We start from the raw sequence: 23,558 nt of genomic DNA on the forward strand, positions 1-23,558 counted from the left end.
CCGCGTCCGACCGAGTTGGACGGAGTCGTGCCGGGTCCGCTATCCGTTCTCCGCCGAGCGACGCACGACGCTGACCCCCTCGACCGCCTCGAGCGCCGCCAGTGCCTCGTCGAGGTGGGCCGGTCCGCTCCCGCCCAGCCCGACCCGCACGGGCGTCCGGTTCGGGTCGTCGACGGCGGTCGGGCTGGCGCGTTCGAGCGCGTCCACCTCGGCGCCGGCGTCCTCGGCGGCCGCGAGGACCGCGGAGAGCGCGGTCGGCCAGTCGTCGACCGCGAGCCGGACCGTCTCGTACCGGCCGAGTTCGTGGAGCCCCGTGCGCACGAGGTCAGCGTGGTCAGTGAGGTCCGCGTTCCCGCCCGAGACGACCACGGCGGCGTGGGCTCCGTCGAGACGGACCCGGTCCGCGAGCGCGGCCGCGAGCGGGGCGACCCCCGCCCCCTCGGCGACCACCTTCTCCCGCTCGGCCAGAAGCGTCACCGCGGCCGCGATCTCGCGATCCGAGACGGTCACCACCTCGTCGACGACCTCGCGGGCGACCCGGAACGTCGTCTCGAGCATGCGCGTGTCAGCGATCCCGTCCGCCACGGTGTCCACGTCGGCGCGCTCGCGGATCTCGCCCGCCTCCAGCGAGGGACCCGCGTGGGCGGCCCCCTCCGGCTGGACGCCGACCACGCGCACCTCGCGGTCGAGCGCCGCCATCGCCGTACCGATCCCGGAGATAAGCCCGCCGCCGCCGATCGCCACGAAGACGGTGTCCAACTCCGGGTACTGGTCGAGCAGTTCGAGCCCGATCGTTCCCTGTCCCGCGATGACGGCCGCGTCGTCGAAGGGGTGGACGAACGTCTCGCCGGTCTCGTCGGCGCGCTCCACGGCGAACTCGTAGGAGCGCTCGTAGATGTCCCCCTCCACGAGCACCGTCGCGCCGTACCCGCTCGTCGCCGCGACCTTCGCCGCCGGCGTCACCTCGGGGACGACGATCGTCGTGTCGACCCCGAGCAGGTCGCCCGCGAGCGCCACGCCCTGCGCGTGGTTGCCGGCGCTGGCGGCGACCACGCCGGCCTCGCGCTCGGCCGGGGAGAGCTGCGCCATCGCGTTGTAGGCGCCGCGGATCTTGAACGAGCCGGTGCGCTGGAACGGCTCCAGTTTGAGGCCGAGCGACGCCGCGCCGCTCATCTCGGCGAACGTCCGCGAGGTGTCGAGCGGCGTCCGGTGGACCACGTCGGAGAGGCGCCGCTCGGCGGCCCGCACGTCCGCGAGCGTGACCGGGAGACCGTCCCCGGGGTCGCTCTCGCCGCCCGCGTCGCCGCGGGCGTCGCCACCATCGCCCGCCTCGCCGCGGGCGTCCTCATCGTCGCCCGCGCGGTCGCGTCCCTCGGTCATGCGTGGTCGTCGGTCGCGTCGCCGACGTCGGCCGCGTCGTCGGTGTCGACCGGGTCGCGTGCGTGGATCCCGTCCTCGACGTGCGGGACCGGATGTCGCCGCTCGAGGTCCCTGATCGTCCCCACCAGCACGTCGACGCCGTGCCGGAGGCTCCGTTCGTCCACGTCGAACGTGGGCGTGTGGTGGCTCGTCGGGTGGTCCGTCCCCACGATCAGGTACGTCGCCAGCCCGCCCTCGTTCTGCACGCGCTCCATCAGGAACGTCGCGTCCTCGCTCGCGCCGAAGTCCGCCGCCGGGAGGACGGTGTCGATCCCGGCGACACGGTCGGCCACCTCGCTCACGAGCGCCTGGAGCTCGGGGTCGCTATCGGCGCGCGGCGACTCGCTCACCACGTCGACCGTGGCGCGGCAGCCGTGCATCGTCGCGGCGGAGCGCACGGTGCGCCGGAGGCGGCGCTTCACGTCCTCCATCACGGCGGTCGTCTCGCCGCGGGCCTCCATCTCCATGTGAGCGTGCTCGGCGATGACGTTGCTCGCGGTGCCGGACTCGGCTCGACCGACGTTCACGCGCGTCATCCCGTCGCTGTGGCGCGGGATACCGTAGGCGTTCACGATGGCGTTCCCCATCGCCTGCATCGCGTTGTCGCCCTCGTTGGGGGCCTTGCCGGCGTGCGCCGAGGTGCCCTCGATCGTCGCGTCGACGTGACACATCGCCAGCGGCTTCTCGATCCCCGCGACCACCTCGCCGGTCGGGTGGTCCAGGCCGACGTGGACCGCCAGCAGGTAGTCGAGGTCGTCCGCGAACCGGCTCTCCGCCATCGGGTGGCCCCCGCCGCCGGTCTCCTCGGCCGGCTGGAAGAAGACGACGAACCGGCCCGAGAAGTCGCTCTCGGCGATCGCCTCGAGGACGGCGAGACCCCACGTCATGTGCGCGTCGTGGCCGCAGGCGTGCATCGTCCCGTCGATCTCCGAGCGGAACCCCTCGTCGACGGGGTCGTGGTCGAGGTCGGTCGACTCCTCGATGAACAGGCCGTCGATGTCCACCCGGAGGCCGATCGCCGGCCCCTCGCCGCGGTCGAGTTCCGCGACGACGCCGGTGTTGCCGCCGGCCATCCGGTCGAGAAGGTCCTCGTCGACGCCGCGTTCGCGGGCGCGGTCGATCCACGGATCGAGGTCCCCGTCCGGGACGGCCATGCGGTCGGCGGGGTCGTACGCGTCCGGACCGACCGCCAGCTCGTCGACGCCGATCCCCCGGATCTCCTCCACGAGCCGCGCGGTGGTGAGGAACTCGCGCCACGCTGGCTCGGGGTGACGGTGGAAGCGCCGACGCAGGCTGACGAGCCGGTCCCGGATCGGTTCGGTCATGCGAGTCACTCTCTCACTCCACGGCCTTAACTATACACAATTGTCGTTGACAAGATATACACAAAAAGGATAAGAGACTCCCCGACGATCCACGTTCAACGCGTCACACCGGCGCGAGCACTCCACATGAGCACACAATCGGACGCCGACCCGGACGTCGTGGTGCTACGAGAGGGAACCGAGGGACTGTCGATGGCGTCGTACGCGGACGCGCTCCGCGAGCGACTGCCCGATCACGCCGTGGCGCACGCGCGCACGCCGGCCGAGGAGCGCGAGCTGGTCCCCCGGGCGCGAGTCGTGACCGGCATCGACATCGACCCAGACCTGCTCGACGGCGCCGACCGGCTCGACCTGTTCGCGTGCACGTTCGCGGGCACCGACCACGTGCCGACCGAGGCGCTGGCCGAGCACGGCGTCGCGGTGACGAACGCGGGCGGCATCCACGCGCCCGGCATCGCCGAGCAGACGGTCGCCAACATGCTCGTCTTCGCGCGGAACCTCCACGAGGGCTGGCGGCGGAAGACGAACGGCGAGTGGCGCCACTTCGGGTCGCGGGAGTTCACCGACAGCACGGTCACCGTCGTCGGACTGGGGTCGATCGGACAGGCCGTCGTCCAGCGACTCGACGGCTTCGAGGTCGAGACGATCGGGATCCGGTACACGCCCGAGAAGGGCGGCCCGACCGACGAGGTGCTCGGGTTCGACGACGCGGACGTTCACGAGGCGTTCGCGCGCAGCGACTACGTCGTGCTCGCGTGTCCGCTCAACGACCTGACCCGAGGAATCGTCGGCGAGGCGGAGCTGGCGACGCTCCCGCCGAACGCGGTCGTTGTCAACGCGGCCCGCGGCGGACTTATCGACACGGACGCGCTCGTGTCGGCGCTCCAGACGGAGGGGATCCGCGGCGCCGCCCTCGACGTCACCGACCCGGAGCCGCTCCCCGCGGACCACGTCCTCTGGGAGCTGGAGAACTGCCTGATCACGCCCCACACCGGCGGCCACACGCCGAAGCACTGGGACCGGCTCGCGGACATCGTGGCGAGCAACGTCGCCGCGCTCGACGACGGCGACGAACTGGAAAACGCCGTCGTGCGCCCCGACGCGGACGGGTGAGCCATGGCGGCACAGGACTCCGCGACCGAGACCGAGGGGGACGACGCGTTCGACGACCCCGCCGCTGATCCGCGAGCCGACTACGACTACGTCGGCGGCGGCGTGGACCGGCCGGCGCTCGTGTCGGCGCTCGCGGACCGGGTCGACGGCGAGGTGCGCTTCGACGAGCACAGCCGCCGGCTCTACGCCACGGACGCCTCGGCGTACGAGGTGACGCCGGTCGGGGTCGTCCTCCCGTCTTCCACCGCCGACGTGGCCGCGGTCGTCGACTACTGCGCCGACCGGGGGATCCCGGTACTCCCCCGCGGTGGCGGCACGAGCCTCGCCGGGCAGGCCGTCAACGAGGCGGTCGTCCTCGACCTGACGGCCCACATGGGCGACGTGCTGGAGATCGAGGCCGAGGACCGGCGGGCTCGGGTCGGGGCGGGGACCGTCCTTGCGGACCTCAACGACGCCCTCGCGCCCCACGGGCTGAAGTTCGCTCCGGATCCGGCGGCGGGAAACCGGAGCACCGTCGGGGGGGCGATCGGCAACAACTCGACGGGCGCGCACTCGCTGCAGTACGGCAAGACCGACGCCTACGTCGAGTCAGTCGAGGCCGTGCTCGCGGACGGGAGCGTGGAGCAGTTCGGCGAGGTGACGGTCGCCGACCTCCGCGCGGGTGCGGACCCGGACGGCGACCTGCGAGCGCGGATCTACGAGGTCGCGCGCCGCGTCGTGGACGAGGAGGCCGGGGCGGTCGCCGAGGCCTTCCCGCAACTGAAACGGAACGTCTCCGGCTACAACCTCGACAGGCTGGTCGCGGAGGCGTACGGCCAGCCGGAGGCGTTCGACGGTGCGGAACGGGACGCTGACGACGGGGCGAACGACGCCGCGCCCATCGACACGACCGAACGGCCCGCCCCCGACGCGACCGTCAACCTCGCGCGACTGTTCGCCGGCAGCGAGGGGACGCTCGGCGTCGTCACGGCCGCGACGGTGTCGCTCGAGCCGGTCCCCGAGACGACCGGCGTGGCGCTGCTGACGTACACCGACCTGATCGACGCGATGGGCGACGTGGACGCCATCGTCCGCCGACACGACCCCGCGGCGATCGAGGCCATCGACGACGTGCTGCTCGAGTTGGCCCGCGATACCGAGGAGTTCGCCGGCCTCGTGGAGACCCTACCGGCGGGGACCGAGACGGCGCTCCTCGTGGAGTGTTACGCCGAGAGCGAGGCCGACGCACGCAGCCGGATCGGCGACCTGCTGGCCGACGAGTCGCTCTGTGCCTTCGACGCGCTGGAGGCGTACGCTCCCGAGGACCGCGAGGAGCTCTGGAAGCTCCGCAAGAGCGCGGCGCCGATCCTGCTGTCGCGGACCTCCGACGCCAAGCACATCTCCTTCATCGAGGACACGGCCGTTCCGACCGAACACCTCGACGACTACGTCGCGGACTTCCGCGAGGTGCTCGCGGAGCACGACACGTTCGCGAGCTTCTACGCACACGCCGGCCCCGGCTGCATGCACATGCGGCCGCTCGTCGACACCAAGAGCCCGGCCGGACTGAACCAGTTCGAGGCGGTGGCGGACGCCGTCACCGACCTCGTCGTGGAGTACGGCGGCTCCGTCTCCGGCGAGCACGGCGACGGCCGCGCGCGCACGCAGTGGAACAGAAAACTGTACGGCGACGAGGTCTGGGAGCTGTTCCGCGACGTGAAGCGGGCGTTCGACCCCGACTGGCTGCTCAACCCGGGCACGGTCTGTGGCGACCACGACATGACCGAGCACCTCCGGTTCTCGCCGGGCTACGAGTTCGACGCCGGCTTCGAGCCCGCCCTCGAGTGGGACGTGGACAACGGCATGCAGGGGATGGTCGAACTCTGTCACGGCTGCGGCGGCTGCCGGGGGGATCAGGGGACGACCGGCGGCGTGATGTGTCCGACCTACCGCGCGGCCGAGGAGGAGGAGCTCAGCACCCGCGGCCGCGCGAACATGCTCCGCGGCGCGATGAACGGCGAGCTGGACGCCGACAGCACCGACCCCGAGTTCCTCGCGGAGGTGATGGACCTCTGTGTCGGCTGCAAGGGCTGTGCCCGCGACTGTCCGAGCGAGGTGGACATGGCGAAGCTCAAAGCGGAGGTCGAACACGCCGCCCACGAGGAACACGGCGCGTCCCTCCGGGACCGGCTGTTCGCGAACGTCGACCGGCTGAACGCCGTCGGCTCCGCGCTCGCGCCGGTGTCGAACTGGGCGACCTCGCTCCCGGGCGCCGGCTGGATCGCCGAGAAGACGGTCGGTATCGCCCGCGAGCGCGACCTGCCCGCCTTCGCCGCCGAGAGCTTCGAGGAGTGGTTCGCGGCGCGGGGCGGAGCGCGGGTCCCGGTCGAGGAGGCGACGCGCAAGGTCCTGCTGTTCCCGGACACCGCCACCAACTACAACCACCCCGAGGCGGGGCGGGCGGCCGTCGAGGTGCTGGAGGCCGCGGGCGTCCACGTGGCGGTCCCCGACGACGTGACCGCCACCGGCCGACCCGCGCACTCGAAGGGGTTCCTCGACGCGGCTCGCGAACGCGCGCGGACGAACGTCGCGGCGCTGGCGCCGCGGGTCGCGGACGGCTGGGACGTGGTCCTCGTCGAACCCTCCGACGCCGTCATGCTCCAGTCCGATTACCTCGACTTACTCGACGGCCGGGACGCCGAGCGCGTCGCGGCGAACAGCTACGGGGTGATGGAGTACCTCGACCGGTTCGACCTGACCGCGGCGCTCGCCACGGACGCGACCGACGAGACGCTGACGTATCACGGTCACTGTCACCAGAAGGCGACCAAGAAGGACGGCCACGCAGTCGCGGTGTTGCGGTCCGCCGGCTACGCGGTCGACGACCTCGACTCGGGCTGTTGCGGCATGGCGGGCTCGTTCGGCTACGAGGCCGAGCACTACTCGCTGAGCCGCGCGATCGGTCGGATCCTGTTCGATCAGGTCGACGACAGCGACGGCGACGCGGTCGTCGCGCCGGGCGCCTCCTGTCGCGCGCAACTGGCCGAGCGCGAGGGCGGCGCGGAGCCGCCGCACCCGGTCGAGAAGCTGGCCGCCGCGACCGTCGAGTGAAAAATCGGGGCTACGGCCAGAGCCCGCGCGTGTCCTTCGCCTCGGCGATACGCGAGAGCGCGACCACGTAAGCGGCGTCGCGCCAGGTCAGGTCCGCCGACTCGACCTCGGCGCGGACGGCGTCCCACGCCTCCAGCATCTGTTCTTCCAGTTCCTCGTTGACGCGTTCGAGCGACCACGTGCGTCGGTTGATGTCCTGGAGCCACTCGAAGTAGCTCACCGTGACGCCGCCGGCGTTCGCGAGGATGTCCGGGATCACGGTCACGCCGCGCTCCTCGAGGATCGCGTCGGCCGCGAACGTGGTGGGGCCGTTGGCTCCCTCCACGACGATGTCGGCCGCGATCGCGTCGGCGTTGGCCGCGGTGATGACGTTCCCGACCGCGGCGGGGATCACAACGTCAACGTCGAGTTCGAGGATCTCGCCGTTCGAGAGCGTCTCGGGCGCCTCGTGCGACAGCACCGCCTCCGGCTCCTCCTCGTGGGTCGGGACCGCGCGCGTGTCGAGCCCGTCAGGGTCGTAGACCGCCCCGTTCACGTCGCTGACGGCGACGACGGTCGCGCCCCAGTCGTCGAGCAGGCGCGCCGCGTTCGCGCCGACGGAGCCGAACCCCTGCACCGCGACGGTCGTCTCCGCGAGGTCGCGCCCCTCGTAGTCGACCGCCTCCCGCGCGGCGATGGCCGTCGAGCGGCCGGGGGCCTCCTCGCGGCCGTACGAGCCGCCGACGATCGGCGGCTTGCCGGTGACGACGCCGGGGGTCGTCTCGCCCTGCTGCATCGAGTAGGCGTCCATGAACCACGCCATCGTCTGGGCGTCGGTGCCCATGTCCGGCGCGGGCACGTCCTTCGTCGGGCCGACCACGTCGCGCAGCTCCTCCGCGAACCGGCGCGTGAGCCGCTCGGTCTCGTCGTCGGTCAGCGACTTGGGGTCGACCGCGACCCCACCCTTCCCGCCGCCGAAGGGGAGGTCCATCACGGCGCACTTCCAGGTCATCCACATCGAGAGGCCGACGCACTCCTCCGCGGTGACCTCGGGATGGTAGCGGAGCCCGCCCTTGTACGGGCCGCGCACGTCGTCGTGCTGGGCGCGGTAGCCGGTGAAGACCTCGACGGAGCCGTCCTCGCGTTCGAGCGGGACGGAGACCTGCTGGACCCGGGTCGGGTGTTTGAGGCGCTCGACGACGTCGGGGTCGACGTCGACGTGGGCGGCGGCGCGTTCGAGCTGTCGGCGCGCGGTGACGAGCGTCGAGTCGGGCTCCTCCTCGGTGCCGGGGTCGTCGACTGTGGGTGTCGTGCTCATGGGTTGTGTATGGGTGGCTCGGTCGGTGTGGCTTGGTCGGTCGGTGTGGCTCGGTCGCGTTTCTCAGGTCGTGAACAGCCGGCGGGGGAAGTCCGCCAGCGTCTCCGCGCCCGTGCTCGTGACGCGGAACGTCTCGCTGATCTCCATGCCGATCTCGTCGGTCCAGATGCCGGGGATCATGTGGAACGTCATGTCCTCCTCGAGGACGGTCTCGTCGCCCGGCCGGATGCTGGCGGTGTGCTCGCCCCAGTCCGGCGGGTAGCCGAGCCCCATCGAGTAGCCGATGCGGTCCTCCTTCTCGAGGCCGTACTGCGCGATGGTCTCGCGCCACGCCCGCTCGACCGCCTCGCAGGTGACGCCGGGTTCGGCCGCGTCGAGGGCGGCCTCCAGCCCCTCGACGACGATGTCGGCGGTCTCCTCCAGTTTCGCCGGCGGGTCACCCACGAACGTCGTCCGGGCCAGCGGCGAGTGGTAGCGGTGACGACAGCCGGAGAGTTCGATGATAACCGGGTCGCCGTCCTCGAACTCGCGGTCGGTCCACGTCAGGTGCGGGGTTCCGGTGTGGTCGCCGGAGGGCATCAGCGGGACGATGGAGGGGTAATCCCCGCCGTAGTCGTCGGTCCCCCTGATGAGTCGGTCGTAGATCGCGGCCGCGGCCTCGTACTCCGGGACGCCCTCCTCGATGACGTCCAGCCCGGCCTGCATCGCGTTCTCCGAGATGCGAGCGGCCTCGCGCATGTACGCGATCTCCTGGTCGGACTTCTTGATCCGCACCCAGCCGACGAGCAGCGTCGCGTCGACGAACTCGGCGTTCGGGAGGTTTTCCTGGAGGCGCGTGTACGACTTCGCGGTGAAGTAGGCGGCGTCCATCTCCAGGCCGACGCGACCCTCCGCGACGCCCAACTCGTCGAGGACGCCCGCCACGTAGTCCATCGGGTGGAGGTCGTACGGGGAGTGGACGTGGTCGTCGCTGTACGCGCGGATGCTGTCGTCGTCGAGGTGCGTGGTCGCGCGCGCCCCGCCGCCGTCCATGTCGCGCCCGATCCACACCGGCTCGTCGCGGTCGGGCGTGACGACGACCGCCTGATGGACGTAGAAGGACCAGCCGTCGTAGCCCGTCAGGTAGTTCATGTTCGCCGGGTCGGCGACGACGATCGCGTCGAGGTCCTCCTCGCGCAGTCGCTCCTTCGTCCGCGCGACCCGACGCTCGTACTCGGCCGCCTCGAAGATGGTCTCTCGTGGCATGGTAACAGGTCGTCTACGAGAGGCATTGCCCAGCGCCCGTATAACTTTTTCGTGTATATTGAAAACAGATATTGTGTATAATCTGCGGCGCCGAACCGCTCGAATCCCCGCGATAGCGGGGCTCTCCGGCACGGAGTGCCGGCCACCACCGGCCGCGAGAGCCCACGAAACCCCCAATCCGTGCCTCTTGGCCCTGGGTTTTTGTAGCAGGTCGACGGAGGTACGACCATGCTTCACAGTACCGGACCGCTGTTGACGGTCCACCTCGGCGACCGGGAGACGTCGGAGACGGACATCACGGAGGTCCAGGAGCGCTACATCGGCGGGCGCGGCGTGGGGACGCGGCTCGCGCACGAGCGCATCCCGTTCGACGCGGACCCGCTCGGTCCGGAGAACCGGGCGGTGTTCACCACCGGCCCGATGCAGGCCTCCCAGATGAGCTTCACCGGCCGGACGAACTGCACCGCCGTCTCGCCGCTGACGGACGGCCTGCTCTCCTCGAACGCGGGCGGGTTCATGTCGCGTCACCTCGCGGCGACCGGCTACGGCGCGGTCGAGTTGACGGGCGAGAGCGACGAGTTGGTCGTCGTTCACGTCCGGGACGACGGCGTCGAGTTCGAGACCGTGCCGGACCTCCGAGAGGCGACCGTCCCCGAGACGACGGCGTACCTGGAGACGGAACACGACATCTCCAGCGACCGGACCGCGGTTATCGGCCCGGCGGGCGAGAACGAGGTCCGGTTCGCGTCGATCATGACGACGGAGGAGCGCGCGTTCGGCCGCGGGGGGCTGGGCGCGGTCCTCGGCGCGAAGAACGTCAAGGCGGTCACGTTCGGCGGCGAGTCGGCGCCCGACCTGGAGATCCCGGCGACCGCCAACGAGATCCACCGCGAGGCCGCGACGACGGACCACATCATGAAAGAGCAGGGGACGGTCGCGGTGCTGGACCTGGCCAACGAGATGGACGGGCTCCCCTCCTACTACTTCTCCGAGCGCTCCTTCGAGGGTGCCGACGGGATCAACGGCGACCGCGTCGCCGAGAAGAAGTACAAGAAGGGCACCTGCTCGGCGTGTGCGTTCGCGTGCAAGCTCCCGACCCGCGACGAGGAGCGCGGCGTCGAGACCGAGGGCCCGGAGTTCGAGGTGGCGATGGCGTTCGGCTCCAACTCCGGCGTCGACGACATCGTCGACGTGATGGAGTCGAACCGCCTCTGTGACGAGTACGGCCTCGACGCCATCTCGATGGGCAACACGGTCGCCGCCTACCTCGACGCGGAGGAGGAGTTCGGCAACCGCGAGCTCATCTGGGACCTCGTCGAGAAGACCGCCTACCGCGAGGGGGTCGGCGACACGCTCGCGGAGGGGATCGGCCGGATCCACGACGAGCTCGGCGTCGGGAACTGGTCGGTGAAGAACATGGACTTCGCGGCCCACGAGGGGCGGCTGCTCCACGGGCAGGCGCTCTCGTACGCGGTCGCGAACCGGGGCGCCGACCACATGTACGCCACGTTCTACTCGGTGGAGTACCCGCTCGTCGACGAGGACGAGGCGATGCCTCCGTCCGGGTTCGAGGGGAAGGCCGAGCGGCTCGTCGAGCGGGAGAACCTGATGGCGCTCAACGACAGCGGCGTCGTCTGCAAGTTCTCGCGGGACTTCATGACTCCCGAGCGCTACGAACTGCTGTTCGACGCCGACTTCGAGGACCTGCTGGCGGTCGGGGCGCGAACGGTGACGCTCGAGCGGCACTTCAACAACCGGCGCGGGATCGACGGCGCCGACGACCGCCTCCCGTACGAGGACGAGCTGCCGGGGCTCGACGACGCCATCGAGACCTACTACGACCGCCGCGGGTGGAACGACGACGGGACCGTGCCGGAGTCGGCGCTCCCGGCTCCCCCGGCGTAACGGCGTCCCTGGAGTCGTCCGGGTTCGGAAACGTCCCGGTCCGAAGCGCGCTACTCCGCGGTCGCCGCGATGGCGTCCGCGATGACCTCCGTGCCGACCTCCGCCTGCCGCTGGGTCAACACGAGCGGCGGGAGCAGCCGGACGACGTTGTCGTACTGGCCCGCCGTCCAGACGAGCACGCCGTGCTCGTAGCAGTACTGCTGGATCGCCTCGACGCGGTCGGCGTCGGGGTCACCGTCCGCGTCCACGAACTCGGCGCCGACGAACAGTCCCTTGCCGCGGACTTCGCCCAGCCCCGGATCGCCCGCGCCGGCGTCGCGGAGGCGGTCGCGGATCCACGCGCCGACCTCCGTCGCGTGGTCGAGCAGGTCGTGTGACTCGATATACTCGATGGCCCGGAGCCCGCCGACCATCGCGGGGACGTGGCCGCGGTAGGTGCCCGCGTGGTCGCCCGGCCCCCACGTGTCCAGGTCCTCGTGGTAGATCGTTCCGGAGAGCGGCTGGCCGTTGCCGCCGAGCGCCTTCGCGGTCGTCATCGCGTCCGGGGTCACGTCGTAGTGCTCGGCGGCCCACCATTCGCCGGTGCGGCCGAGCCCGACCTGGATCTCGTCGAACACCAGCGGCAGGTCGTTCTCGTCGGCGATCTCGCGGAGGCCGGAGAGGAACCCCTCCGGCGGGACGACGACGCCGCCCTCGCCCTGAATCGGTTCGACGAAGATGCCCGCGGGGTCGGTGAGCCCGCCGTACGGCTCCTCGACGATGGCGCGGACCTCCTCGAGCGCCCGGTTCACGGACGCCTCGGGGTCGCGGCCCTCGCGGAAGGGGTACGGGAACGGAGCGTGAACCACGTCCGGCAGCAGCGGCGCGTACGGCTTCTTGAACTTCTTGTTCGAGGTGATGCTCATCGCGCCGGCCGTCGCCCCGTGGTAGGAGTTACGGAACGCGAGCAGGCCGTTGCCGCCGGTGTTGTACTTCGCGAGCTTGATCGACGCCTCGACGGCGTCGCTGCCGGTCGGACCGCCGAAGACGACGCGGCTGTTGCCGGCCAGCGAGCCGGGCGCGATCTCCTCCAGTTTGTCGATCAGGTCGATCCGCGGCTGCGTCGGGAAGTCGACGGCGTGCGTGAGCTTGTCGATCTGCTCGTGGACCCCCTCGTTGACGTAGGGGTTGGCGTGCCCGACGTTGTAGACGCCGATGCCCGCGAAGAAGTCGAGGAAGACGTTTCCGTCCGCGTCCTTCAGGGTCGCGCCGCGCCCCTCCTCGAACGCGAGGGGGATGTTGTTGGGGTACGCGACCGCGCTGCTGTCGATGTCGTCCTGTCTGTCGAGAAGCCGCCGGGACTCCGGGCCGGGGACGTCGTCGACGGTCGGTTCCTCCGCGAAGTGCAGGTCGTGGATCGGCGGTCCCGCCATATGCCCCTCGATACGACACGTCTACAAAGGGCTGGTGCAACCAGCAAGCTGTGACGGTGTAAACAAAATTTGTTTTCGGAGGGGGAGTCCATTCGGGAATCGGCCCTCACCTCGGAGGCGGCCGCGCCTCACGCGGGCGGCCGAATGCGTCAGCATTCACCGGTTCGGATGGCTATACGCGAATGCCGCTCCGAGAGGGAGCACCCGCTCGCCAGGAGTCACATGTTCCGATCGCTTCAGACACTCCGAAACTCGGGGAACGTCGCACTCCTGCTCACCGTGTCGGTGGGCTGGCTCCTGTCGCTCGGGATCCGGATCGTCTACCCGGTCCTGCTCCCGGACATCATGACCGAGTTCGGAATGCGATTCACCGGCGGCGGCGCCCTCCTCTCGGCGCTGTGGATATCGTACGCACTCATGCAGTTTCCGGCCGGAATACTCGCGGACCGGTTCGGCGAGCAAAGCGTCCTGCTCGCCAGTCTCGGCCTCGGAGGGGCGGCTGCGGTGCTCATCGTCGCGGCGCCAGCGTTCGCGCTCTTCGCCGTGGCGACCGTCCTGCTGGGGGTCGGCACCGGGCTGTTCGGGCCGAGCAGGGTGACGGTCCTCTCGGACGTGTTTCCGGACCAACGCAACACGGCGATCAGCTTCAGTCAGGCCGCCGGAAACGCTGGGAACGCGCTGCTGCCCATCGCGGCGGGGATGATCGCCGTCGCCTTCGGGTGGCGGTACGGGTTCGGATACCTGCTTCCGGGGTTCCTGCTCACGTTCGTCGGCGTCGCCCTGTTCGTGCCGTCTCGGACCTCCGCGGCACCGACGAGCGAGTCGGGCGGTGCATACCTCCGAACACTACGCCGCGTCGTCGGCGAGCCGCCCGTGCTGTACGCGACCGCGATCCTGTTCTGCCTATTGTTCTACTATCAGGGGATCACGGGGTTCCTCCCGACGTACCTCCTGGAGACCAAGGGGCTTTCGCAGTCGGCCGTTTCTGTGGTCTACGGCGGCTTCTTCGCGGCGGCGATCGGGCTCCAGTTCCTCGCCGGAGCCGCCGCGGACCGATACGGCGAGCGCCGGGCCGTCGCCGGGTTCGTCGCCGCCGGGTTCGTCGGCGCGGCCGCGCTCCCGTTCGCGGAGGGCGCGGTCCCGGTGGTCGGGGCGGTGCTGCTGTCGGCGTCGATCCTCGGCGCCATCCCGCCTGCGAACACGAACATCGTCCTCCAGCTCCCCGACTCGATGCAGGGCAGCGGCTACGGGCTCCTCCGCTCCGTGTACATCGGTCTCGGTGCGACCGCCCCGCCGATCATCGGCCGCCTCGGCGACGCCGGCGCCCTCGACGCCGGGGTGCTCCTCGCCGCGGTCGTCGCGCTCGGCGCCGTCGTCGGGTGCTACGGCCAGCCCGACCCGTAGCGGAGGTCGACACCGAACGGGAGCAGTATCCCCCGAAACGCGTCGTCACCGGGCGCCATTTATGACGCCGGCGGGACAGTTCCATCCATGTCTCAAGCACGCCTCATCGTCGACCTCCCGGAGGGGCCGTGGGTGGCCGACGTGTCCCGCGCACACCCGGAGGCGACGTTTCAGGTGCTGACCGCGCTCGCGGGGGACGGACCCGGATTCGCGCTCGTCTGGATCACCGGCGCCCCGATCGATCCGATCCTCGACGACATGGCAGCCCACCCGGCCGTGACCGAGTTGTCGGTGGCCCAGCGGACGGAGCGCGAAGCGACGGTCCAGTTCGAGACCTCCGCGCCCCTGCTCCTGATCGCCGCCAAGCGCGCCGGCGTCCCGATCGAGATGCCGCTGGAGATCCGGGACGGGGAGGCGACGATCGACGTGACGGGTCCCCACGACCGCCTCTCGGCGCTGGCCGCGCAGTTCGACGACCTCGGGGTCCCGTTCGAGGTGCGCTACGTCCGCGAGCGCGTGGAGCCGAGCGAACTGCTCACCGACGCGCAACGAGAGATCCTCCTCGCGGCGGTCGAATCCGGGTACTACGACACGCCCCGAACCTGTTCGCTCACCGACCTCGCCGATCGGGTCGGGGTGGCGAAGTCCACCGCGAGCGAGACGCTCCACCGCGCGGAGGCGGCCGTGATCCGGGAGTTCGTCGACGACCTCCCCGGCTACGTCCGGGAGGAACGGTCGGAGGAATCCTGACCGCGCCGCCCGCGGCCGACCCGCGCGGAAGCGGGACGCGATAGCCCGGGAGGTCGGTTTAGACGATCGTACCGGAGTTTAAGTCAAAACACCGGATATGTTCGGAGGTTGTCCCCACGGGCCGGGAACTTCCAACTCGTTTCATGGTAGTCCTACCGCTATGTCCACCTGGAGGGAAACCCAATGTCCCACACGACGCAGACCGGACGGCGACAGTTCCTGACCACCGTCGGCCTCGGCGGTGCGGCCCTGCTGTCGGGCTGCGTCTCGGCGCCGGCGGCGCAGACGAACGACGTGGACGAGCCGTCGGACGCGGGACCGTCGACGGAGGCCGCGGCCGCGAGCCTCGACCCCGCGAAGCCGGTCGACGTCGACCGGGTCGCCGCGGACCCGACCGCGGTCCCCGACCCGATCGACCGCGACGAGCCGCGGGAGCTGGAGTTCACGCTGACCGCGGAGGAGGTGACCGCCGAGATCGAACCCGGCGTCACCTTCGACTACATGACCTACGACGGGCAGATCCCCGGGCCGATGCTTCGCGTCAGGGAGGGCGACCGCGTGCGCCTGCGCTTCGAGGTGCCCGCGGACGAGAACGAGCTCCCGCACAACGTCGACTCGCACGCCATCTACGGCCCGGGCGGCGGCGCGGAGGCGACGACGCTCGCGCCCGGCGACGACGCGGCAGTCATCGAGTTCACCGCCAGCTACCCCGGCGTCCACATCTACCACTGCGCGGTGCCGAACATGGACGTGCACATCAGCTCGGGCATGTTCGGCGCGGTGATCGTCGAGCCGAAGGAGGGACTCCCCGAGGTGGACCGCGAGCTCTACTTCGGCCAGCACGAGCTGTACACGACCGGCGAGGTCGGCGAGGAGGGCCACCACGCTTTCGACCGCGAGGCGATGGAGAACGAGGAGCCGACCTACGTCGTCTTCAACGGCGAGCCGTACGCGTTCACCGCGGACGGCTACGGGCCCGTGACGGTCCAGCGGGACGAGACCGTCCGCGTCTACTTCGCGAACGGCGGTCCGAACAAGATCAGCTCGTGGCACCCGATCGGCAACGTCTGGGCGCGGCTCTACCGCGACGGCGACGTGCTGAGCGAGCCGGCCCGAAACGTCGAGACGACGCCGGTCGCGCCCGGTACCGTCACCGCCGCCGAGATGGAGACGCCGGTGCCCGGCCCGATCAAGATCGTCGACCACGCGCTCAGCCGGGCGGGCCGCCGCGGCGCCCTCGGCGTGGTGCAGGTCGAAGGCGAGGAGAACCCCGACGTGTACGACGAGGACGCCTGATCGACCTCCCGGCAGGGAGCGGTCCCGGCCGGCGAGGGTCGCCGCACCGCTTTTGCCCCCCGGCGCGAATGGTGTGACCGCATGACATCAGACCGCGTCATCGACCTGCTGCGCAAGGCCTACAGCGACGAGATCGAGACGGTGATGAACTACCAGACGAACGCCATCGTCCTCGACGGCGTCCGCGCCGAGGAGATCAAGGAGAGCCTCAAACAGGACATCCAGGAGGAGCTGGGACACGCCGAACAGATCGGCCAGCGCCTCAAACAGCTCGACGCCCGCCCGCCGGGGTCGGCGGAGTTCACCGCCCGGCAGGACTCCCTGCAGCCGCCCGAGGACTCGACGGACGTGCTCTCCGTGATCCGGGGCGTGCTCGACGCCGAGGAGGACGCCATCGAGACGTACCGCTCCCTCGTCGACGCGGCCGAGGAGGCCGGCGACCCCGTCACCGAGGACCTCGCGGTCACCGTCCTCGCGGACGAGGAGGCCCACCGCACGGAGTTCCGCGGCTTCGAGAAGGAGTACAGCAGCGACTGAAACCGGCTCCGCCGGACCCGCGTCAGCGGGAGGGTGACTCGACGCGAGTCGGCCGCGGACGCCCCGCCGGCTGACGGTGCCGCCATCGGGATCGAGACCCGACGGCCGGCACGCCGGTTCGACCATCGAACAGAGGTAATGACAAGAAAAATTGAATGACGGATCTCATATATTTTCAGACGGTCGGTTTCCTAACCAAGATATAAACACAAATAAAAATGTAAATATGGGAGAGATTCGGCTGATATTCTAATTTTCACCCTGTAAAGAGAGATTTTTTGTGATTAAGAGAAAAGTGTCCACAGCGCGTATTGTCTACTTATCGTTCTTTTTGTAGTTTCATAAATAACCAGACACAAAAAGGCCCGCGGGTAGACACGGAAGCAGGTGCGGACACTGAGTGCCGCGAAGGTCGAAGTGGACCCGCCGCGGCAGGTGGACGGGAGCGGGGTCAGCCGGGTCGCGGTCGCCTCACGCGCTGGCGACGACTTCGATTTCGACCCCGATGTCGATGGGGAGCCGGGAGACCTCCATGGCGGCCCGTGCCGGGTACGGTTCGCTCATGTACTCGGCGTACACCTCGTTGACGGCGTCGTAATCGTCCATGTCGGTGACGTAGACGTTCGCGTGGACGACGTTCTCCAGCGACGTACCCGCCGCCTCGAGGATCGCGGCGACGTTCTCCAGCGTCCGTGCGGTCTGTTCGCTCACGTCCTCGGAGACGACCTCGCCGGACTGCGGGTCGACTGGACCCTGTCCGGAGACGTAGACCCGGCCGTCGTCGATGATCCCCTGCGAGTACGGTCCGATCGCGTCCGGCGCGTCGTCAGTGCTGACTTCCTGCATACGTCGAGTGTCTCACAGCGACCGCTTGTATCTTTCGTCAGCGCGCCGCCGGGCCGGACGGCACCGGATCGACGGCCCGCCGTCACCGGAACCGGAGCTCCCCGAACTCCGCGGGACGGTGGAAGTCCGGTTCCGGCGCGTCGACCGGGTTCCACGCCGCGTAGAGCGGCTCCGGCCGCTTCCGGATCCGGTAGAAGTTCGCGCGCCACCGATCGCCCGACACCGGGGCGACCGCGTCGCCGGCGAGGGCGCCCAGGGTCTCGAACGGGAGCGCCGCCGCGACCCACCACCCCTCGTCGTCGGGTTCGGGATCCTTCGTGGGGCCGTCGATCGAACTCCGGATCCGGACGTCGCCCGCCGCTTCCGGGTCCACGAGCGCCCGGTCCGTGCGACCGGCCCCGTAGCCCAGCCGGAAGGTCCCGACGCAGTTCACCTCGAGGTTGACGTACGCGTCGCCGCTCGCCGGCCGCGGAGCGGCGAAGAACTCGACGCAGCTGTCCTCCCACACCGGCCCGTTCAGCCGCGTCGCCGTCGCGTAGCTGTGCCCGTCGACCACCTCGTAGTGCAGGTACAGCGTCTCGTCGTCGTACAGCACTCTCGCGGTCGTGGACGGCCGCCGCTCGGGAGCGGTCCAGCGGAACCGGTCGATCGGAACGGGATCCGCGCGCTCCCACGCCGTCCCCGCCACGTCCCCGCCGAGCGGCGGCGACTTGGAGACGCGGCGAACCGCGGTCGTCCTCATCGACCGGTCGGCGGCTCGTCGGCCTGATAGATCTCGTTCTCGAACGACTGCGGCAGCCCCGCGGTCAGACCCCCGTCGACGACGACGTTCTCGCCGGTGATGAAGCCGGAGCGGTCGCTGGCCAGGAACAGCGCGGTGTCCGCGACCTCGCGCGGTCGGCCGAACCGACCGAGCGGGTACTGGTCGAGCCACCGGTCGCGGGCGCTCGTCCCGCCCGACCGCTCCTCCGTGCTCTCCATCTCATCGCGGCGGTTCTGGGTCTCGATCGTCCCCGCCGAGAGCACGTTCGACCGGATCCCGTACTGCCCGTAGTGGGTGGCGATGTTCCGCGACAGCGCGAGGAGTCCGCTCTTCGCCTCCGAGTAGCCCGCGAGCCCGATCCCGAAGAGCCCGTTCACCGAGCCGACGTGGACCATCGACCCGCCGCCGGCGGCGATCATCGCCGGCAGCGCCTCCCGAGCGAGGAGGTAGGGGGCCTTCAGGTTCAGCTCCAGCATCCACTCGAACTCCTCCTCGCTACACCGGTGGAGCAGGTCCGCCGACTCGACGGAGCCGCCCGCGTTGTTGACGAGGACGCGGAGGTCCCCGAACTCCTCGACCGCCGTGTCGACGAGGTCGCGGACGGCGTCCGCGTCGGTCACGTCACACTCGACCGGAACGACGCGCCCGTCGTGCGCGTCCGTGAGCTCCTCCGCGACGGCCGCGACGTCCTCGTACGTCCGCGAGCAGATCGCCACGTCGCCGCCCGCCTCGGCGAACGCCGCCGCGATCTCCTTCCCGATGCCGCGTGATGCGCCGGTCACGATCGCCGGACGGTCCGCTAGTGACAGCTCGACCATGTCGGCTGAACCATCAGCGGGGGCGATAAAGAAGGTTCCGACGCGAGCGGCGGACGTCGAGGAACGCGGTCGATCCGCGGTGGGAAACGCGCGGCGCTAGACCTCGTACCGCTCGACCATTTCCCGGTCGATCTCGACCCCGAGCCCGGGCTCGTCGGGGACGCGCATGCAGCCGTCCGTGACCTCGAAGGGGTCGGCGATGACGTCGTCCTGCCAGGCGTAGTAGGTCGTGTCCGGCGGGAGCGAGAAGCCCGGAATTCCGTGGACCGCCTGGAGGATGGCCGCGGTTCGGATCCCCAGATCGAACGCGCAGTGGTGCGTGAACGGGACGCCCGCGTCCTCGACGATCGAGGCCTGCTGCCGGAGCCCGCTGATCCCGCCCGCGGGCGTGAGGTCCAGCACGGCGACGTCCATGGCGCCGGCGTCGACGAGCGACCGCAGGTTGTTCGGGATGTAGGTGTCCTCGTTCGGCGCGATCGGCTGCCGGAGCCGCTTCCGCAGGGTGGCCAGCGAGTCGTGAGCGTTGACCCGGATCGGCTGCTCCATGTACTGGAGGTAGATCCCCGAATCCTCCAGCGCCGCGCCGACGCGGACGGCCTGGTCGAGCGACCAGCCCTGGTTCGGGTCGAGCCGGAACTCCAGGGCGCCGTCGACCTCGTCGTGCATGGCCTCGATACGGGCCACGTCCTGTTGCCAGTCGCGGCCGGCCTTGGTCTTGAGCACCGAGAAGCCGGCGTCGACCGCCTCGCGGGCCTTCGCGCGCGACTCGGCGGGCGGAAGGATCCCGAGACAGAACGCGAACTCGACGTCCCGGTCGGTGCCGGACTCGCGGTCCGCCGCGTCCGCGTTCATCGCGGTCGTCTGCTCCGGCGCCGTCGACCCGCCCAGCAGCTCGTAGACGGGCTTCTCGAGCGCCTTGCCGGCGATGTCCCAGCAGGCGGTCTCGACGGCGGCGAAGAACAGCTCGACGTTCGTGTACTCGATGAAGACCTGCCGGCGGAGCCGCTCGACCTCGAACGGGGACTGGCCCTCGATGAGGGGGCCGATCCCGTCCTCGATGACGGACTCGGTCGCCGCGGCGGTGAGGAACGTCCGCATCTCGCCCCAGCCGGAGACCCCCTCGTCGGTCTCGACCTCGACGAGGACCCGCTCCATCGAGTCGACCTGCCCGTGATTCGTCACGTACGGGCCGATGCCGAGCGGTTCGTCGAGGTCGACCAGCGGTACGTCTACAGTCGTGGCTGTCACGCCCGTGATTTCCATGTGACTCAGTGCAGGGGCCCCGTAAAAGAAGCTACCGTCTCCTCACCGAATTGCCGCCTCGATCCAGTCCAGCGACCGGTCGGGGAGCAGCCCGTAGTTGTAGAAGGAGACGCGGGGGACGCCCTCCTCGCGGAGCCCGTCGACGATGCGTGAGAGCGTGTTCGGGTCGTCGATCGCGGGATGGCCGGGGAGCAGCCCGACGTGGATCGGAACGTCCGCATCCAGGTCGTCGACCAGCCGGTAGGCGCGGAGCACGTCCTCGCGGCTCGACTCGTAGGCCGGGAGACAGAAGTAGTCGACGTGCTCGGAGAGCGCGGTCGGATCGACGCCAGCCATCCACTCGCGGCCGGGTTCGGGCATCCCGACGTAGTAGCCCAGTTGCGCCCCCCCCGCGGCCGCCGCCAGGTCCGCGTAGAGGTCCGTGAGCGTCTCCTGGCGAACGGTCACGTAGTCGTCGACGGGGGGGTGCCGTCGCAGCCACTGCTCCGGAACGGTGTCGCTCGGGAGTCGCCCGGCGACGATGTCGTCGAGGGCCGTCACGGCCGCCTCGCGCGCCCGTTCGACGTCGACCCCGCTCGCCGCGGCGTGCTCCCGGCAGTGGTCACAGAAACAGAGGCCGAACAGGAACTCGCCGAGCGTCCCCAACTCGGCGTGGATCTTCTGGTGGTGCCAGCCGAAGCCGGTGCCGTAGAAGTAATCGAACGTCTCCAGCTCGATCCGGTCGAACCCCTCCCGCGACGCGAGGTCCGCGACGAGCGAGCGCAGATACCGGCGGACCGCCGGGTTCGAAGGGCAGAGTCCGAAGACCAGGTCGTCGCCGTACGGCGACGTGAGCGTCGCGTCGGGGTTCGCCATTCCGAGCCGCGAGTTGTGACAGCCGACCGTCCACGACGTCAGCCGGAGGTCCCCGGCGGCGGCCGCGATCGCGTCGACCCAGTCCTCGTCCATCCCCTCGTAGGGGTGCGGTCGGAGCATCCCGTACTCGCCGTCGGGCCGGAAGTACGAACTCGCGTGCGCGAAGTGCGTCTTCCGCTGCGGGTTGTGCGGGGAGAAGGCCTGCACCGAGTGATAATTCGTCGCCAGGTTCAGCTCCCCGATCCCGATCTCCCGGAGGCGCGACGCGACCGCGTCGACCCCCTCGTCGCGCACGTCCCACGGATACGCCCACGTGGCAAACTCCATGGCTCTACAGCGACGCCGAGGCAGTTAAAACTCCGGTCACGCGGAAACCGTCCGCGGAGAGCGGTCCGGAGGGCTCTCGATGCCCGCGAAGAGCGTCCCCGAGGGGGTCGCTACTCCTTCACCGCGCCGGCGGTCATGCCAGAGACGATGTACTCCTCGAGGAACGCGAAGAGGATCAGAAGCGGGATGATCCCGATGACCGAAGCGGTCAGCATCATCCGCCAGTCCGTCTGCAGCGCCCCGACCATCGAGAAGACGCCCCGTGGGACGTTGTACTTCCCGGCGTCCGTGAGGAACGTCAGGACGAACAGCAGCCGGTTCCACGCGTACAGGAACGTGTAGGTGACGCTCGCGACGAGCGCCGGCTTGGTCAGGGGCAAGACGATCTTCGTCAGGATCTGCCGCTGTTCGGCACCGTCGATCCGCGCCGACTCCTCGAGCGACACCGGGATCGTCTTGAAGTAGCCGTACAGCATCCACACGTTGAACGGCAGCGTGAACGCCGCCGCGGGGATGATGACGGCGAGGTAGCTGTCGAACAGCCCGACGGTCGTGATCACGTCGAAGAGCCCGACGATGAGCACGACCGGGGCGAACATCTGCACGACGAGCACGGACAGCAGGAACGTCCGCTTCCCGATGAAGTCGTTCCGCGCACACGAGTACGCGGCCGGGATGGCCAGCGCGAGCGTGAGGACGACGGTGCCGATGGAGATCAGGAAGCTGTTGGCGACCCACAGGAGCACGTCCGTCTGGCTCCACACCTGCAGGTACGCCTCGATCGTGGGGTCCGCGGGCACGAGCGTCGCCGGACTCGAGAATATCTCCGACTCGGTCTTGAGCGTGCTCGAGAACATCGCGTAGAACGGGAACATCATGACGCTCAACAGCGCGATGAGCATCCCGTACAGGCGGACCTTGCGGAGCCACGTCCGCTGTTGGCCGGCCATCGTCATAGCTCCTCACCTCCGTGCGTGTAGACGCGCAGGTAGACGATGGCGAACACCAGGAGGAAGAGGAACCCGATGACGCTGAACGCGGCGCCGCGGCCGAGGTTCCCGTTCTCCAGGCCGACCTGGTAGATCCAGATCACCAGCGTGGACGTGGTGTTGATCGGTCCCCCGCGAGTCATCGTCCAGATGGTGTCGAAGCTGACGAACGTCCAGATGGTCGACAGCAGGGTGGCGATCAGGATGACCGACTTCAGCTGGGGCAGCGTGATGTACCGGAACTGGTGCCAGCGTTCGGCACCGTCGATCGCGGCCGCCTCGTACAGTTCCTCCGGGATGGACTGGAGTCCCGCGAGGAAGATGATCGCCATGAACGGCGTTCCGATCCAGATGTCCGCCACGACGACACCGAGCCACGCGATGTCCGGGTTTCCGAGGATGCCGACGCCCTGGTCGACGACGCCGAGCTTGAGCAGCACGGCGTTGATGTAGCCGTACTGCGGGTGCTCGATCCAGCGGAACACGACCGCGGAGATGGCGTACGGGATCCCCCACGGGATCAGGAACGCCGTCCGGAAGAACTTCCGGCCCTTGATGTCGCCCTTCAGGTGGACGGCGATCAGCAGGCCCAACAGCGTCTTCCCCGCGACCCCGACGACGACCCAGCGGCCGGTCTGCCAGAGGAGCTGGTAGAAGATGTCGCTGCCGAGTATCTCGACGTAGTGTTGGAACCCGACGTACGTCTCGACCGACGAGTCGGCGGGCGATTCATACAGCGACAGCCGGAACGTCTCGATGATGGGATAGCCGACGACGCTCAGCAGGAAGATCGCCGCGGGGGCGATCAGCAGGTACGCGCGGCTGTTGTGGCGGAGGTAGTCGACCCCCCGCTCGAGGCGCGAACCGGCCGGCGTCTCGGCGTACTCCTCTGCGGTGCCCATTC

General features: G+C 69.8%; 19 protein-coding genes. 7 read left to right on the forward strand and 12 right to left on the reverse strand.

What is annotated here, in order from left to right:
• Positions 1-39: 39 nt before the first annotated feature.
• Together ilvA and ACQE3L_RS07470 are read right to left on the reverse strand one after the other, a co-directional pair.
• Positions 40-1,380, reverse strand: a complete 1,341-nt coding sequence (gene ilvA / locus ACQE3L_RS07465; RefSeq protein ID WP_426963149.1) for a threonine ammonia-lyase — start codon at positions 1,378-1,380, stop codon at positions 40-42.
• Complete coding sequence (locus ACQE3L_RS07470) at positions 1,377-2,744, reverse strand: amidohydrolase (RefSeq protein ID WP_426963150.1); 1,368 nt, start codon at positions 2,742-2,744, stop codon at positions 1,377-1,379. The genes ilvA and ACQE3L_RS07470 overlap by 4 nt, the downstream gene beginning before the upstream one ends.
• A 126-nt stretch (positions 2,745-2,870) precedes the next feature.
• Between ACQE3L_RS07470 and ACQE3L_RS07475 the strand changes: the two genes are divergently transcribed.
• Positions 2,871-3,857: a D-2-hydroxyacid dehydrogenase gene (locus ACQE3L_RS07475; protein ID WP_426963151.1), complete on the forward strand. Its 987-nt coding sequence runs from the start codon at positions 2,871-2,873 to the stop codon at positions 3,855-3,857.
• Between the two features lie 3 nt (positions 3,858-3,860).
• On the forward strand, positions 3,861-6,947 hold the full coding sequence (locus ACQE3L_RS07480; protein ID WP_426963152.1) for an FAD-binding and (Fe-S)-binding domain-containing protein: 3,087 nt from the start codon (positions 3,861-3,863) through the stop codon (positions 6,945-6,947).
• A gap of 10 nt (positions 6,948-6,957) precedes the next feature.
• On the opposite strand, the gene gdhB is transcribed toward ACQE3L_RS07480, so the two are convergent.
• On the reverse strand, positions 6,958-8,244 hold the full coding sequence (gene gdhB, locus ACQE3L_RS07485; RefSeq protein WP_426963153.1) for a glutamate dehydrogenase GdhB: 1,287 nt from the start codon (positions 8,242-8,244) through the stop codon (positions 6,958-6,960).
• 63 nt (positions 8,245-8,307) lie between these two features.
• Entirely contained in the window at positions 8,308-9,489 is a 1,182-nt protein-coding gene (locus ACQE3L_RS07490; protein WP_426963154.1) for a M24 family metallopeptidase, read from the reverse strand.
• A 228-nt stretch (positions 9,490-9,717) separates the two neighbouring features.
• Between ACQE3L_RS07490 and ACQE3L_RS07495 the strand changes: the two genes are divergently transcribed.
• Positions 9,718-11,394, forward strand: a complete 1,677-nt coding sequence (locus ACQE3L_RS07495) for an aldehyde ferredoxin oxidoreductase family protein (protein ID WP_426963155.1) — start codon at positions 9,718-9,720, stop codon at positions 11,392-11,394.
• Positions 11,395-11,444: 50 nt separating this feature from the next.
• Here ACQE3L_RS07495 and ACQE3L_RS07500 read toward each other — a convergent pair whose 3' ends face one another.
• A complete protein-coding gene (locus tag ACQE3L_RS07500) occupies positions 11,445-12,806 on the reverse strand; it encodes an aspartate aminotransferase family protein (RefSeq protein WP_426963156.1) in 1,362 nt (453 codons plus the stop codon).
• Positions 12,807-13,028: 222 nt separating this feature from the next.
• On the opposite strand from ACQE3L_RS07500, the gene ACQE3L_RS07505 reads away from it, so the two are divergent.
• The 4 genes from ACQE3L_RS07505 to ACQE3L_RS07520 all read left to right on the forward strand — a co-directional run bounded on the left by ACQE3L_RS07505 (position 13,029) and on the right by ACQE3L_RS07520 (position 16,793).
• Positions 13,029-14,210, forward strand: a complete 1,182-nt coding sequence (locus ACQE3L_RS07505; RefSeq protein ID WP_426963157.1) for an MFS transporter — start codon at positions 13,029-13,031, stop codon at positions 14,208-14,210.
• An 87-nt stretch (positions 14,211-14,297) separates the two neighbouring features.
• Positions 14,298-14,960, forward strand: coding sequence for a helix-turn-helix domain-containing protein (locus ACQE3L_RS07510; RefSeq protein ID WP_426963158.1), 663 nt, complete (start codon positions 14,298-14,300; stop codon positions 14,958-14,960).
• A 183-nt stretch (positions 14,961-15,143) separates the two neighbouring features.
• Positions 15,144-16,256, forward strand: a complete 1,113-nt coding sequence (gene nirK, locus ACQE3L_RS07515) for a copper-containing nitrite reductase (RefSeq protein WP_426963159.1) — start codon at positions 15,144-15,146, stop codon at positions 16,254-16,256.
• An 81-nt stretch (positions 16,257-16,337) separates the two neighbouring features.
• A complete protein-coding gene (locus ACQE3L_RS07520; protein ID WP_426963160.1) occupies positions 16,338-16,793 on the forward strand; it encodes a ferritin-like domain-containing protein in 456 nt (151 codons plus the stop codon).
• Between the two features lie 471 nt (positions 16,794-17,264).
• Here ACQE3L_RS07520 and ACQE3L_RS07525 read toward each other — a convergent pair whose 3' ends face one another.
• From ACQE3L_RS07525 to ACQE3L_RS07555, 7 genes are all read right to left on the reverse strand, one after another.
• Positions 17,265-17,639 carry a Rid family detoxifying hydrolase gene (locus tag ACQE3L_RS07525; RefSeq protein ID WP_426963161.1) on the reverse strand — a complete coding sequence of 125 codons (375 nt, stop codon included), beginning with the start codon at positions 17,637-17,639 and terminating at the stop codon, positions 17,265-17,267.
• Between the two features lie 82 nt (positions 17,640-17,721).
• Positions 17,722-18,381, reverse strand: coding sequence for a carbohydrate-binding family 9-like protein (locus tag ACQE3L_RS07530; RefSeq protein ID WP_426963162.1), 660 nt, complete (start codon positions 18,379-18,381; stop codon positions 17,722-17,724).
• Positions 18,378-19,220 carry an SDR family NAD(P)-dependent oxidoreductase gene (locus ACQE3L_RS07535; RefSeq protein WP_426963163.1) on the reverse strand — a complete coding sequence of 281 codons (843 nt, stop codon included), beginning with the start codon at positions 19,218-19,220 and terminating at the stop codon, positions 18,378-18,380. Before ACQE3L_RS07535 ends, ACQE3L_RS07530 begins: the two co-directional genes overlap by 4 nt.
• Positions 19,221-19,316: 96 nt before the next feature.
• Positions 19,317-20,483, reverse strand: coding sequence for a mandelate racemase/muconate lactonizing enzyme family protein (locus tag ACQE3L_RS07540; protein WP_426963164.1), 1,167 nt, complete (start codon positions 20,481-20,483; stop codon positions 19,317-19,319).
• Positions 20,484-20,525: 42 nt separating this feature from the next.
• Positions 20,526-21,665: a hypothetical protein gene (locus ACQE3L_RS07545; protein ID WP_426963165.1), complete on the reverse strand. Its 1,140-nt coding sequence runs from the start codon at positions 21,663-21,665 to the stop codon at positions 20,526-20,528.
• A gap of 110 nt (positions 21,666-21,775) precedes the next feature.
• Positions 21,776-22,621 carry a carbohydrate ABC transporter permease gene (locus ACQE3L_RS07550; RefSeq protein ID WP_426963166.1) on the reverse strand — a complete coding sequence of 282 codons (846 nt, stop codon included), beginning with the start codon at positions 22,619-22,621 and terminating at the stop codon, positions 21,776-21,778.
• Positions 22,618-23,556, reverse strand: coding sequence for a carbohydrate ABC transporter permease (locus ACQE3L_RS07555; protein ID WP_426963167.1), 939 nt, complete (start codon positions 23,554-23,556; stop codon positions 22,618-22,620). Before ACQE3L_RS07555 ends, ACQE3L_RS07550 begins: the two co-directional genes overlap by 4 nt.
• Between the last annotated feature and the right edge of the window lie 2 nt (positions 23,557-23,558).

The organism is Haloparvum alkalitolerans (assembly GCF_050122995.1).
Taxonomy (GTDB): Archaea; Halobacteriota; Halobacteria; order Halobacteriales; family Haloferacaceae; genus Haloparvum; species Haloparvum alkalitolerans.

What these genes read in the sequence shown, in the direction of transcription:
- ilvA (WP_426963149.1), bottom strand. Translation starts at nt 1,380, where the DNA reads ATGACCGAGGGACGCGACCGCGCGGGCGACGATGAGGACGCCCGCGGC.
- ACQE3L_RS07470 (WP_426963150.1), bottom strand. Translation starts at nt 2,744, where the DNA reads ATGACCGAACCGATCCGGGACCGGCTCGTCAGCCTGCGTCGGCGCTTC.
- ACQE3L_RS07475 (WP_426963151.1), top strand. Translation starts at nt 2,871, where the DNA reads ATGAGCACACAATCGGACGCCGACCCGGACGTCGTGGTGCTACGAGAG.
- ACQE3L_RS07480 (WP_426963152.1), top strand. Translation starts at nt 3,861, where the DNA reads ATGGCGGCACAGGACTCCGCGACCGAGACCGAGGGGGACGACGCGTTC.
- gdhB (WP_426963153.1), bottom strand. Translation starts at nt 8,244, where the DNA reads ATGAGCACGACACCCACAGTCGACGACCCCGGCACCGAGGAGGAGCCC.
- ACQE3L_RS07490 (WP_426963154.1), bottom strand. Translation starts at nt 9,489, where the DNA reads ATGCCACGAGAGACCATCTTCGAGGCGGCCGAGTACGAGCGTCGGGTC.
- ACQE3L_RS07495 (WP_426963155.1), top strand. Translation starts at nt 9,718, where the DNA reads ATGCTTCACAGTACCGGACCGCTGTTGACGGTCCACCTCGGCGACCGG.
- ACQE3L_RS07500 (WP_426963156.1), bottom strand. Translation starts at nt 12,806, where the DNA reads ATGGCGGGACCGCCGATCCACGACCTGCACTTCGCGGAGGAACCGACC.
- ACQE3L_RS07505 (WP_426963157.1), top strand. Translation starts at nt 13,029, where the DNA reads ATGTTCCGATCGCTTCAGACACTCCGAAACTCGGGGAACGTCGCACTC.
- ACQE3L_RS07510 (WP_426963158.1), top strand. Translation starts at nt 14,298, where the DNA reads ATGTCTCAAGCACGCCTCATCGTCGACCTCCCGGAGGGGCCGTGGGTG.
- nirK (WP_426963159.1), top strand. Translation starts at nt 15,144, where the DNA reads ATGTCCCACACGACGCAGACCGGACGGCGACAGTTCCTGACCACCGTC.
- ACQE3L_RS07520 (WP_426963160.1), top strand. Translation starts at nt 16,338, where the DNA reads ATGACATCAGACCGCGTCATCGACCTGCTGCGCAAGGCCTACAGCGAC.
- ACQE3L_RS07525 (WP_426963161.1), bottom strand. Translation starts at nt 17,639, where the DNA reads ATGCAGGAAGTCAGCACTGACGACGCGCCGGACGCGATCGGACCGTAC.
- ACQE3L_RS07530 (WP_426963162.1), bottom strand. Translation starts at nt 18,381, where the DNA reads ATGAGGACGACCGCGGTTCGCCGCGTCTCCAAGTCGCCGCCGCTCGGC.
- ACQE3L_RS07535 (WP_426963163.1), bottom strand. Translation starts at nt 19,220, where the DNA reads ATGGTCGAGCTGTCACTAGCGGACCGTCCGGCGATCGTGACCGGCGCA.
- ACQE3L_RS07540 (WP_426963164.1), bottom strand. Translation starts at nt 20,483, where the DNA reads ATGGAAATCACGGGCGTGACAGCCACGACTGTAGACGTACCGCTGGTC.
- ACQE3L_RS07545 (WP_426963165.1), bottom strand. Translation starts at nt 21,665, where the DNA reads ATGGAGTTTGCCACGTGGGCGTATCCGTGGGACGTGCGCGACGAGGGG.
- ACQE3L_RS07550 (WP_426963166.1), bottom strand. Translation starts at nt 22,621, where the DNA reads ATGACGATGGCCGGCCAACAGCGGACGTGGCTCCGCAAGGTCCGCCTG.
- ACQE3L_RS07555 (WP_426963167.1), bottom strand. Translation starts at nt 23,556, where the DNA reads ATGGGCACCGCAGAGGAGTACGCCGAGACGCCGGCCGGTTCGCGCCTC.